This window comes from Herpetosiphon geysericola, assembly GCF_001306135.1.
Classification (GTDB): Bacteria; Chloroflexota; Chloroflexia; order Chloroflexales; family Herpetosiphonaceae; genus Herpetosiphon; species Herpetosiphon geysericola.
Genome location: NZ_LGKP01000018.1, coordinates 41,040 through 53,454, shown reverse-complemented (window position 1 = coordinate 53,454; position 12,415 = coordinate 41,040). Strand labels below are relative to the sequence as shown.

The following is a 12,415-nucleotide window of genomic DNA, read 5'->3' as shown; positions in this document are numbered from 1 at the left end:
AAATTACTTTGCACGTTCATGATTAAGCGCCAGTAAGCGGCCAAGAATATCATCATCCGTCAACGTATCAGGCCAGCCATAGGCGGCAAACACGGCTTTATCGAGCTTCGTGTGCGCCAAGTCCAGCCACGTGGGGCGCTCGTTATAGAGATTGGTCAACGTGCGCTTTTTCAACTCAGCCTCGCTGGCTCCCGCTGGATTCAGCCAGCGATCCCGCTTCTCAACTAACTCTTTTGCTGCCTCGGCAATGGCCGTGACCAGTGGGGAGTCTATGGGTTCCTTCGCTGGCGGCCATGGGAAGGGAAAGGTTTCGAAGGTTGAGGTTGGGGTATAACGTGGACGATCTTCTAATGAAGTTCCTTGGCGCAAGGCCCATAGTTCGTGGATTCGTGAATGCAATACGCCCATGAAATAGTCATCGTCACGGGCAAATACGGTAAGAGCATGGTCAGGTGAAACTGGATGTTTTATCCAGACAAAAAGCCTGTACTTTGATATACATGGTGTTGCAATAAATCGATCTAATCGATCTATCGCTCTATGCATTCCGGGCGAAGTCTCACCATGTTGCCACCAGTAATTCTTGCGCCTTTCTCTTCTATTGGTATCTCGGATAGGCTTAACGACCTCCCGTATATATTCAAATGGAGCCTCGTAGAGTGATGCCTCGTCTTGTGATAAATCTCCAAAATCAATAATCCACATATTTCGTGGTCTACGGACAATATCCAATGCATTTACCCAAGGCAAAACAACATCATGATTATATTTTCCGTTAAGATTTATTGGTTGCCGAAGAAACTTTTGGGCAAGAGTGGAATCAATGTCAAAAGGTCCAACTTTAAAAATACCTAAGAACGCAATATTTTTATTTTCGGCTAATCCATAAGCTTTTGAAACATTTGTATTCGTAGAAAGATCTGGGTTAATCGAAAGGACATTCTTGCCATCAAGCACATACGTGTGCTCTACACCCTTATCAAATCCAACAATAGAGACACGAACCGCTGCGCCATCCAAAACCCATTCACGATCTGACCACGCTATAAAAATATCACCGGATGTTTTGATACGCTCTAAAACTTTACGATTTGCCCCGCCACGAATTGAGTTCGTCGCAATAAGTCCTGCACGTTGCGACAAATCACTAGCAATCATATTTCGCGCCTGTTCAAACCAATAAGCAACAAAATCGATGCCACCGAGATCGTGTTCTTGGTAGAGTTCCCGAAGTGAGTCTACATACATATCCCCTAATTCAGCCCGCATCTTCTTATTTCCCAAAAATGGTGGATTCCCAATAATGTAATCAGCCTGTGGCCATTTGGGCTTAATCGGATTCCCATGGGCATCAAATGCCAGAATCGCATCCATATTGGTAATCGTGGCCAACGTTTTGAGGATTGGATCGGACGGATCGCCAAAGCCGTTATCGCGCAACCATTGAATGTAGCCAATCCAGACCGTGATTTGGGCCAGCTCGTGGGCATACTCATTGACTTCAATCCCCAAGAATTGTTCTGGACTGACCATGGGAAAGCGATAACCCAGCCCCACGTCGGCCCCAAACGTAATCACTTCCTTTTCCAAGTCCAGCACCGACTTCAAGGCTACATACAGAAAATTCCCACTCCCACAGGCCGGATCAAGAACCTTGAGAGTGTGCAAGCGATAGATAAACGTATCAATAAGCGTTCGCATCTTGGTTGTGATTGTTGCCTGTTGCGCAGGACTGGCGGCCACGCGTTGCACATCCAGCGTATTGATGACCCCTTGGAGTTCTACCCATTCACGCCGCAGTGGCTGCATCACCACCGGCTCCACCACCAGCAAAATATCATCTTTGCTCGTGTAGTGTGCGCCAAGCTGTGAGCGCTTATTCGGGTCCAGCGATCGCTCAAACAGCGTTCCCATTATGTGGAATTTGAATTTTAGAACAAAACCCAATAAAGAATATTTGTTCTAAAAAAATATCTAGCTTTTTGTTAAATCTTTCTAAATTATATCTATACGAATTTGCAAATTACTAAATTTTTCTTTATCGCTTTTAGATATAGGATTAATGATATTATCACTTTTACTTCCCTCTAATAACCAAATACCCCATTTCCGTAAAACATTACCATTTCTTTGCTCAGATGAGGTAGTCCAATTTTTTTTGTATTCTTGATTAATAAACCGACCTATATCAGATCCTGTTGCATAAGGATTATTTTGCATAAATCTCAAAACATTTTGAATACTACGATCTTCATTTATAGATTGCCATAATAATTTTAATAGATCTTCATCAGGCGAATTTCTTTCAAAAATAGTAGTAAATAATTTCTTTTCATTCTTAACTAACTTTAAACTTCTTAATATCATAATAGCATTTCTATATCCGGCTATCTTAATATCTAGCCGAGATTGAGGTTGATTTTTATTTAACCATTGAAAAGCTTCTAACGTTTTAGCAGGAGAAGATGCTGATAAAAATGCGTTTTTTGTAACTCGTCTTAATACTTTTCTAAAACTTGTAATAACTACATCTCCTTTATCTTTAAATATCCAATCATTATCATTTTCTACTACATATCCTGTTGCTAATAACCAATGTAACATTCGCTCAGCATATACCTTCCATGTATTTTCATTATGTTGGGCTGCTGGATTTATTTGTTTCAGTATAGTAATAATATCTTGTAGAGTTATATACGCATCTTGCTTATTTTTAGACAGCTCGATAGTTAAAGCATGTCGCTTAAAGACATGTCTGAGTCTGCGTAAGATATCTATTGGGCTAGAACTAGGAACTGATTGATCTAAAAGAACTTGTGATTGGCTTCCTTTTGCTGCACCAAACATTATTAGATCACGTATAATATTGCCTACAGTTTTTTCACTAGCTTTAGTAACGTTTCCAAGATATGTATAGTTATAAATTTGATCGTGATCTAAATAAAGTGCAACCTGTAACATTTTTTGAATGGACGGTGATGATGGAAGATACGTCAAGGGTATAAAAGGAATAGTTTGAGTTAATACATATTCCTTGAAAATATCCCAGTATAAATTAACTCTATCGCCGCTTCTAACCACAAGTCTCTTATCTAAGAGATTCCTTAGTATTTCTTGACCTGATGACTCTAATATTTCATACCAATCTGCAGGTGCAGTTTCAGCTATGATCTTTAAGCAGGTATTCTCTGCTTGTGTAAGGTTTTGTAAATCTCTATCAAATAACGATTTAACATCAAGAGCTTTATTGATCAACTCAATTTGGCTAACTCCTGATCTAACTTGATCATACACATGAATACATAGTTTCTTTAATAACCAAGGATATCCTTGACTATTCTCTATTAACTGTCTTCGTAAGTCGGGATGAATTTTCTCACCTAATTCTTTCTCAAAAATTGTAATTGCTGCGGATACATCTGTATGATTAAAAGGGGCTAGATATATCTCTCGCCGATGATCTGCAAGACTTTGCCAAAAGAAATAAGCAGAATTATCTTGCTGAACAGTACTATCATTTTTCCACGCAAAGCCAAGTACAAAATTGGATTTTAATGCTGCGGTATCTAAAAATAATCGTTTAGCAACATCAAATACATCAAATAAGTCTGGTTTTGAATATAACTCCTCAAACTGGTCGAATACAAGGCATACTACCTCTTCTTTCTTCTCAAGTTCCGATAAGAATAATTGTATACTATCACTCTCTAAAGGTGATGTTGCATTGCTGATACGAATATCATCTGAATTAGTGTAACCAAATCCATGACTAGCTGCCTTTCTGAAACATGAAAGAAGAGACCAATGTATATATGTTCCTCCTGTTGCAGCACGTACATCAACCGCATATATAAAAAATTTCTTTCTATACATCTTATTTTTAACTTTTGAGCGAATCTTTGCTATTAGAGAGCTTTTTCCCATACCAGAATCACCTCGAATGGCGAATATTCTAGTATTGCTCTCTTTACTAATTACTGTGTCAAGAAAACGCATTATATTCGTTTGAGCATCCATACGACCTACAAAATGTTCTGGTTTGGAAGGTCTATAGTCTGACCAGGTATCACCAATTTGCACCTCAATAACCTTCCTCAATCCACTTATATCGTTCGAAACAGATGTTTGTTCATTAAATTTAAGATAATATTCAAAATCAAGTGTACTTAGACTATTGTCAGTCTTAGATAGATTTTTCAATAAAGGAGAATCTTCAATAAGTAAGCCGGTTTTTGAGGAAAAAACTAGTACACCCGACGGTACACCGCCTGATAAGCAAGACATAACCCAGTAAGTACCAGCTTCGGTAACCAGTAACATACCTTCACCAAGTAGATTCTCATCTTTTACTATATCTAGGGCTATAATATTAGGAAATGGTTTTATAACCTTTGATGCTATAAGTGAACCAATGATACGTTCAGGAGTATAAATACTTAATTTTTGAGATTCCCTAGTTGGTCTATTTTCCCAATCATTTTGCCATCCTTTAGCATCTTTTCCTAATGGTCCTGTTGATATTAGCCATCCTTCTTCATAATGTTCAAATTCAATGGTTCCCAAGAGTTTACGAAGTTCTACAGCAGATAGAGTTTCCCGATATGCTTTACATTCTACATATATTTCTTTGCGATTAACTTTATGTCTACATACTATATCCAATTCTGACCCAATTTTGCGAATCTGTGTAAAAACTTCATAGTTTTGAGCTTCAAGAAATTCTTCTACTAGTTGCTCTAAAAGACTGCCTCTAACTGTTGAAGAAACACCATCATGTACTGCGACTTCAATATGCATGCAATCCTCGCCTATAGGTTTATGTCATTTGCTAAGCAAAGATGTTTTAGCAAATAATTCGATTTGGTTACAATATTACTTATCGATTATTCAAAAGGTTTTTGTTGTAGGCCTCTAATAGCATAATATCCTGTTTACTTGCAGAATATTCTCGAGGAATAAATCCATCTGGAGCAGAAACGTTTACAAGTTTGGATAGTAGTTGCTCTATTGCAGCAGCACCATCTTCAACTGCTAATCGTTCATCCTCCGTCAGATGAATTTCTTGGCTCATCCGTAAGAGGTTTGCTTTTGCCTCTAATAATTGTGATTGGCTTGATGCTTTTGAGACATAAAATGAACACTTAGCACACGCCATTCGGTGAGGACACTGGTTAAAGAAGTCATATGTACAGTAGCCATGTCCCAGATCATAGAACCGCCAAGGTTCTCCCGCCGCCGCAGCTCCGCTGCGTACAGCATCCTGGTCGATGAGTACCTCAATCGTGCGTATGTTGCGCTCAAAGTAGCTAGCGCTTGTGTACGACTGCCCAAGCTTAGTTGGCGTTACGCGCACGTAGGAGAGCGTAGATTCAGGGGATGCGTGGCCAAGCCATGTCTGTAGTTCAAACAGGCTCATTGGCTCTTTTGAATTAGCTAGCTGACTTGCTATTGTTGAGCGAGCCCGGTGGCTCGTAATATTTCCACGCGCATCGTGTTCTGGGACACCAGCCTTTCGGCATAAAATCGGGATAAGGGTGTCATTCAGGAAACCTTTCCCCACTCGTTGTCCACGATATGAGAAAAGATAATCTACGACCTCTCCAGTTTTCTGATCGACATTAGATGGTTGCTCAGGGCGTACCCGTTGCCATGCCTCAATGGCCTCACCAACAAGACGGTCAATAGGCTTCGTAAATGCTGTTGTAGTCTTATTGACTGGCACGTCTAACCAACAAGTTACATCTTTCGCTGTAGCTGATTCCTCACTCGATATAGAGGTATCTCCTTGGCTCCAACGAATACAACCAATGCGAAGGCGGATGATCTCATCTCGCCTTAGACCAGCAAATAGCCAGACAATCACCAGTGCTCGAACCATCTCAATGGGATACCAAAGGGAGCGATCCGTATAATCGTGCGGACCTCTTTTCCACATAGCTCCAGGCAAATCGTCTGCCTGAAGATTAAGGCCAGCCCAGAGTAGTTTAGCCCAAACATCGTCTGCAATAACACGAGGTGCTGGCCCGATAAGTGAGCGTATGGAGCGAGGCGTACCAAAAGATCGGGAGGGATCGAGACGGCGAGGGATCCAGCCCCATTCCTGACAGTCACGGAAGAACACCCTAGCTGCGCCGAGGAGCGCTGTTTTCGCACCTGGTGACAGAGGTTTACCGACTTTCTGTTGGTTCAGACGCTCTGTTCGGACTAAATCTCCCACAGACCAGCGATCAACAGCCGCAACAAATTCAGCCGCTAGTTCTCGTGTCCACTGATCAGGAGCAGTAATAGTAGGATGATATTGGGTCAGCCATCGCCCCATGCGAAGCAGCCGAGTGTAATTTGCTAGCCGTGTATTATTAGCTAACGTTGAAGTATTTCTCCAGCGCCGACACCACTCTACCCATATTGAATCAATACCAGACAGGAGCGATTCCTCCTGAAATCGCTCATCCTGTTTTGCTCGGATAGCCACTTCGCGAGACGTAATCTTAAGTCCATGTAGGACACGAGAAATAAGCAGGATTCCTTGCCGTGAGACTTTTGACCGGGCGATATTTAAAGCACTCGTAAGCGTTTCATACTTCAAATCAGCGATATAAGGGCTTCTATTGCGAAGTAGCAACTCAGCCATCGCTTCCTGCACCGAAGAGGAAAGGCGCTTTTCAGAATATCCCCAGCCCACCAATACATCAATTACTGAGCGAGTAGACTGATGTAATAGCTCTGTGCCAAAAATCTTCTCAGCGAAGGATCGATGGAGGAATGGCCCTATTGCCCGGAATTCGGAAAAGCTACAGAGTAGATAAGCAACGGCAACAGTATACTGACGAACGTTCCATAGCTTGTCTCTTTGCCGTGTATCAGCTCTTGAAGTATCTAATATCTCAGGCCATTCTGTGGATTCCCACACCCAAAAAGCTCTACCTCGAAGGTACATTTCTCGAACAAAAAAGCCATAGACATCTTGACGCGCAAGCTGCCGTGTGCAACCTGTACTATCAAGAACATCATCTATTGGAGAAATGAGTCGTCCTAATACTCTTTGGCTGCGAGGCGACCAGTTCTTGCGATCGGTTACCGATCGGCAGTTAAGATCATGCAACTCATTCTGCTCTTCAACGCTCAAATCCCCACAACAGTCGTAGCGTGAGAGATCAATAGGCCATATCCATCTTCCTGAAGTCTGATTACTCATTCCATATTCCCAGTTATATGTTGGAGACGACGTGTATGGATGTCACGCATGCTACGTTCTAGCTTTGCAGCCAAGTCTCTTCCGCTGAGATGAATATAGCGTAAGGTCGATTCAATGCTACGATGACCAGCAAACGCAGCAATATCATGAATATCCCAGTCAGCCCGAGCAAGATCGGTAATCCGAAGGTGGCGCGTTGTGTGTGTCGTCAGCTGATCTATTCCTGATCGGTTTGCCAGATCCTTGACCACCTTCGACCAAGTCCAGATGGTGAGGGGCTTGCCATGATTCCTCGGAGACTCTGAGAGAAAGAGCAAGCCTTGTTCACGACTGATCGTGCGCCGATGATCCAGGTATGCCTTGTAGAGCATGCCTGTAGCTTCAGAATAGGGCACAATACGCTCGCGTCGGTTCTTGGTTGTCTCGGCACGGATGCGAAGCAGACGGTGAGCAGGATCGATGTCGCCAGTCTCTAAGGAACACAACTCCTCTCGGCGTAGAGCCGCTTCATAGGCTAGCGCAAACATAATCCTATTGCGTACTCCCTCCTGCCGAACAATGCCAACAATGACCTGCCACTGCTCCTCGGTCGGTACCCACGGGAGCTTTTCATATTTCGGAATCAGTCCTCGATCCCGCTGCCCACCAAAAGACTTACCTGGCGTGTATCGTCCCCTACCGACTGGGTTATCTGGTCGGATTCCTTCTTCGATCAGGTAGTCGTAAAAGAGCCGAACTGCTGTAAGGCGTTGCTGCATCGTGGCATTTGCAAGACCTACTCTTGAGCGTGTCCTTTGATTAGGGCACGTTGCAAGATAACTAACATAACGTGATATATGTTCTCGTTTGAAACTCAGTAAGTCTTGATTCTCATTTTGGCTAAACAAAAGAAAATCCTCAAGTGCTCGCCCATATGCATCAACGGTGTTTGGAGAAAGGCCAAGATTAATTTGAATACTAATCCAACTTCGTACTTGCGGGGAGGCTGCCATGCTCGGAAATCGTTCCCAAAATATTCCAGCCATATCCACCTCTATGCAGACAGTATCAAATATAACTCTGTATCAAGAAAAAACCTCCCCCCAGGACTTCGCATCAAGTGCCGCCTGAGCGGCTAATTTAATTAACACTTTGTCCGTATATGAAATATCGTCTGACAGGGAGTTATTGCTATTTGCAGGATCTTGGATCTTAGTGGTTTCAATTTTATCGCGTATATAACGGAATGCGTAGATTAATTGATTTTCTAAGCTATTCTGACCTTTCGAGCCTTCTATAGTCATTATCTCCAAAAGAAAGGATTTCTTGAATGGGACACGCTTTCTCTCTCTCCACAACTTCATTAACCTTATAGCATCTCTCCGGTTGCTATTTCGCACAACACCAATATGAGTCTTTATACTCGTCTTGAGTGTAGTTCCAGTATCAGTTCGATACAGATTTGCTTCTACATAGCCATCGTCCAATGCTCTTCCAGGAACAACATCAACATGAAAGCCGCTCTGAAAAGGTATTTCCCAGGCTACAGTCTTAGAATTAACACTTCCCCATTCCTTCTTAAGTTGCTTGCCAACACCTTCGTATATACCTTTTATGGTATAAGATGTATCTTTTGGCCAGTACACAACAATATCTAAGTCATATTTTTGGCGGATAATGGTATTCTTACCATATGATCCACCATAATAAAACCGAGGCCTGCCTTCCAATACGGCCAAGAGTTTTTCTACCTTATCGCGGATACCTCGAAGGACATTATACTCGGCGGTAGTTAGGTCTTGTTGTTTTAGCAAGCCCTGAAAATACTCATCGTTCGTCATATCTACTCCTTGAATAAAAGAATACTGGGCTGATAACGAGGTTTCCGCCCATGAACATATTCATAGAGTTGAACAGGAGGACACATAGTAGGATTGATTTGCTGCCCCACTGCAACTGCACCAGGGGCAGGTCCAGCATAAAAGATATGCCACTTATAAGACTTAGGATATTTAGATACACACTTCTCAAATGTATGCCTAGCTTTACTGGCAAGTTCTATAAGCTGATCAGGATGTTGAAGCCAGCCAGTTGAAGGGTCATCTAGAGTTACATTTATTCTGTTGATAAAACTTTGCCCAAGTTCAGAAATACAATCCTCGGTGATATATGAACTCAGGTTAAAGCATATGGCCAATTCTCCACTATTATTATCTACTTCGGCTGGCAGATTTATGATTGAAAGACTATCCTCTGGTGTAGGTATATCAGGCCACCGCCATGATTGATTATCCCGGTGATATTGAAATAGGCGAACTCTTGGGCGATTAGTAAGATGATACCCCAGAGTAATGCAAGCTGAAATCGGTGCTAAAGGAAAAACAGCAATTCTTGACTCAAAGGGATCACTAAGCGCAAAGGATAATTCAACCTCTTCTCTTAACGTGTCATGTAAACTAGTCCAATTTTCCTTATCAGGATTCACCTTAATTATTTTTGGATTTCCAGCAGGAAAATCGGGTATTAGAGCTGAAATTGTTGGTTCCAAATCGAATGGATGTATACCTTGAAGAAGTATTACGAACCAGCCGGTAGTACTCTTACCTCTTTCAGGCAAGCTATTCCGCACCCAGACCTCATGGTCATCCCGAAGTTGCCGTATATATTCAACAGTATTAGTATTCTTCTGACCATCCAATCGCGCATGGCAATTCTGGCAGAGAAGAATTAAATTGTCGTACTCATCACGATCTTTTGCTGACTTCGTTGGGTTAGCGCGTGGGCCAATATCACTTGAGGCTTCAATATGGGCTATCTGACCAATTATCACCATAGGGTCATAATTAGTTGCATCAACAATCAACTCGATGCGACACGTTGGGACAGCACAGCGACCAGCGGCACGCCCCCATAAGATCTTAAGTGTTCGGTCGCTATAATTTCGTGACGATCCTTTAGCCATATCTAACCTGCGTCTAACAGCAACTCCAGTAAGATTACATTTGCAGATAAAACCCTTGGCGACACCTAGATTACACGAAAAAAAGTTAAAATTCCACTTAACTTAAAGAATCGCAGGCTCAATTGACGACCAATCGAGCTTGGAAACCTTCTGGAGAATCGCTAGTGCATCGCTGCCCAGTGGGATCACCGTGTCATTATCAAACAGCGAGCCATTAAAGTGGCGAATCGCATCGCTGCCAAAATAGCCGCCCGCGGCCATCGCTTGAAACAGTACCCGCAGTTGCGCTGAGAACGCCGTGGCATTATGGCCGACCTGTTTCACCAGGCGCGAGAACATCCCCTTGGGCAGCAGTTCCACATCTTCCGCAAACAAACAGAACAACACGCGAATCAGAAAGTGGGCAATTTCATGAGGCGTTTTGTCTTTTTCATAGCGAGCCAGCAACTGAGCTAACTTGGCAAACTCAGCAGCAGCCTCTTTCGTCACCTGCTCGGTCGTGGTTTTGGCTTTAAAGGCTTCAGGGTTGTCAAAAATATTTTTGAGCAGGCTGAGCTTTTTCGCATCGAGCAAATCATCAAGGGTAAATTCAAAGACCTGCTTCACCGTATTCGTGAAGTTGGTATGAATCACGATGCGATCCATATCGCTCACCATCAACAGCGGGGGATTCTCTAAAGATTCTCGGTATTGAAGGAGTTGTTCATAGGCTTTGTCGAGGTTGGCCCGTTTGCCTTTGTATTCGATGGCAAAGCTTCCCTTGCGCCACACATCCGCCCAGCCTTGACCGCCCTGCTGCTTCCTCGCGCCTGCCTCAAATAAATAAAAGGTTCCCTTGGGATCTTCCTGAATGGGGGTCTTTGCGCCAAGCAACGCGCAGAGATCGAAAAAATGCTCTTGATAGCCTGATTTTTCTTTGACTTGGACTGCCCGCCATTTCTGAACAAATTCTTGCGGTTGCATGATGCGTTGCTCCACACTGGATTGGATGTGGAGCATCATAGCATAGTCCCTAGCAACTCCAAAAGTAGATTTGTTATGCATCATCGAGATCGTGAATTCCAGCTCGATGCAAATAATAGGCATTCCACAGCGCTTCCTCCAGCGGCCACGCGGCGACCAAGCTTGGATCAGCCCTTCCTTCATCAAGCGCCTCATGCCATGCCGTAACCCACGTCGCAACCCGACAGAAGATATCCATTAATCCATCCCGATGCACGATCAAGACGGGCGCTGCCGTCGTTGGCCGATAGCCAACCTGATCAGGAACGAGTGCCGAGAGACACGGGGTTGGCCATGCCTGGACCCGTTCTTCCACGATCATCGCCTGTGTTGGCATAAGCTCCCCCAGTGTCCCATCGTGGGCTACACTGACTTGGTATAAGGGCATATCCACACAGACAATAGGCACGGTTAGCACCACTGGCGGAATGCTGTTCCATTGGGCATGCGTGGCATTAAAGGCGCGATACTGCTCCTCCGTCACATGATGATACATCCAGCTTCCGAGCGAAAAATAGGGCGAGTCCAGCTGCGATTCAACCTGTTGCCACAAGCCCTGTTCATGTAAAAACGGGTGAATCTCATGACCAGCCCAGCCACTCCAGCGATGGGTAAGATAGTCATAGAGACTTCCCGCTGCGTTGTACACCAAATTTTCTTTATAACTATGCCAGCCTGTCTTATCCTTCTTCTCCAGCGCACTGGGGATCACACGCGGAATATGGGCAAAGGGCTGTGGAATCTGCCGTGCAATCGACTTGATGAGCCGCGTATGGGCCAACGGCGAGAGGATGGGGAACACCGTTTGCGGTCGATCATCGTCGATAAACCCCACCAGCATCACCTGCTCGCGATGCTTACACTCAATCAGCATCTGCGTCTCAAGGCTGATCGTTGCGTCATCAGTGTCATCGAAACCCACATGGGCAAAACATTGAAACGTGGCCTCACGATCAACCTCACGCCAGACCGCCGGATGACCGGTCGGTTGGCGGGTATCGCGATACACAACCCGCTGCGCAGACCACATGGAATCCGCATGCGGCCAAGCAGGGTATGAAAGGAATGGCGTTGGGACATGCTCCCATGTATCATCAGGCAAACGACGATAATACCCATCGTCACGATGCTGAAAACTACCGCTCCCCAGTTCTGGCCCACGAATAGCGGCCCGACAGATGGCCGCTACGCGATGTTCTAAAGGATAGCCTGATCGGTACAACTCATCCTGAATCCGCTGAAGCTCGCCTTCGGAAAAATCTATCATCGTCCGCTCC

Annotated in this window: 8 protein-coding genes; all 8 read right to left on the bottom strand. The window is 44.0% G+C overall.

Going from position 1 to position 12,415, the window contains the following annotated elements; all coding sequences use genetic code 11:
• Nucleotides 1-3: 3 nt before the first annotated feature.
• Nucleotides 4-1,914: a class I SAM-dependent DNA methyltransferase gene (locus tag SE18_RS10870; protein ID WP_152976613.1), complete on the bottom strand. Its 1,911-nt coding sequence runs from the start codon at nucleotides 1,912-1,914 to the stop codon at nucleotides 4-6.
• An 81-nt stretch (nucleotides 1,915-1,995) separates the two neighbouring features.
• Entirely contained in the window at nucleotides 1,996-4,797 is a 2,802-nt protein-coding gene (locus SE18_RS10865; RefSeq protein ID WP_054534483.1) for a restriction endonuclease, read from the bottom strand.
• Nucleotides 4,798-4,876: 79 nt separating this feature from the next.
• Nucleotides 4,877-7,195 (bottom strand): tyrosine-type recombinase/integrase, encoded by a 2,319-nt coding sequence (locus tag SE18_RS10860; protein WP_054534482.1) that lies wholly within the window; start codon nucleotides 7,193-7,195, stop codon nucleotides 4,877-4,879.
• Nucleotides 7,192-8,220, bottom strand: a complete 1,029-nt coding sequence (locus SE18_RS10855; RefSeq protein ID WP_054534481.1) for a tyrosine-type recombinase/integrase — start codon at nucleotides 8,218-8,220, stop codon at nucleotides 7,192-7,194. Before SE18_RS10855 ends, SE18_RS10860 begins: the two co-directional genes overlap by 4 nt.
• A 39-nt stretch (nucleotides 8,221-8,259) precedes the next feature.
• Nucleotides 8,260-9,015 (bottom strand): nucleotidyltransferase domain-containing protein, encoded by a 756-nt coding sequence (locus SE18_RS10850; RefSeq protein WP_054534480.1) that lies wholly within the window; start codon nucleotides 9,013-9,015, stop codon nucleotides 8,260-8,262.
• Between the two features lie 2 nt (nucleotides 9,016-9,017).
• Complete coding sequence (locus tag SE18_RS10845; protein WP_152976612.1) at nucleotides 9,018-10,136, bottom strand: SAVED domain-containing protein; 1,119 nt, start codon at nucleotides 10,134-10,136, stop codon at nucleotides 9,018-9,020.
• Nucleotides 10,137-10,238: 102 nt separating this feature from the next.
• Entirely contained in the window at nucleotides 10,239-11,099 is an 861-nt protein-coding gene (locus SE18_RS10840; protein WP_054534478.1) for a type IIL restriction-modification enzyme MmeI, read from the bottom strand.
• A 73-nt stretch (nucleotides 11,100-11,172) separates the two neighbouring features.
• Nucleotides 11,173-12,405 (bottom strand): hypothetical protein, encoded by a 1,233-nt coding sequence (locus tag SE18_RS10835; RefSeq protein ID WP_054534477.1) that lies wholly within the window; start codon nucleotides 12,403-12,405, stop codon nucleotides 11,173-11,175.
• Nucleotides 12,406-12,415: the final 10 nt, after the last annotated feature.

Bases quoted from the DNA above. Each gene is read 5' to 3' on its own strand.
- SE18_RS10870 (WP_152976613.1), bottom strand. From the start codon at position 1,914: ATGGGAACGCTGTTTGAGCGATCGCTGGACCCGAATAAGCGCTCACAG.
- SE18_RS10865 (WP_054534483.1), bottom strand. From the start codon at position 4,797: ATGCATATTGAAGTCGCAGTACATGATGGTGTTTCTTCAACAGTTAGA.
- SE18_RS10860 (WP_054534482.1), bottom strand. From the start codon at position 7,195: ATGAGTAATCAGACTTCAGGAAGATGGATATGGCCTATTGATCTCTCA.
- SE18_RS10855 (WP_054534481.1), bottom strand. From the start codon at position 8,220: ATGGCTGGAATATTTTGGGAACGATTTCCGAGCATGGCAGCCTCCCCG.
- SE18_RS10850 (WP_054534480.1), bottom strand. From the start codon at position 9,015: ATGACGAACGATGAGTATTTTCAGGGCTTGCTAAAACAACAAGACCTA.
- SE18_RS10845 (WP_152976612.1), bottom strand. From the start codon at position 10,136: ATGGCTAAAGGATCGTCACGAAATTATAGCGACCGAACACTTAAGATC.
- SE18_RS10840 (WP_054534478.1), bottom strand. From the start codon at position 11,099: ATGCAACCGCAAGAATTTGTTCAGAAATGGCGGGCAGTCCAAGTCAAA.
- SE18_RS10835 (WP_054534477.1), bottom strand. From the start codon at position 12,405: ATGATAGATTTTTCCGAAGGCGAGCTTCAGCGGATTCAGGATGAGTTG.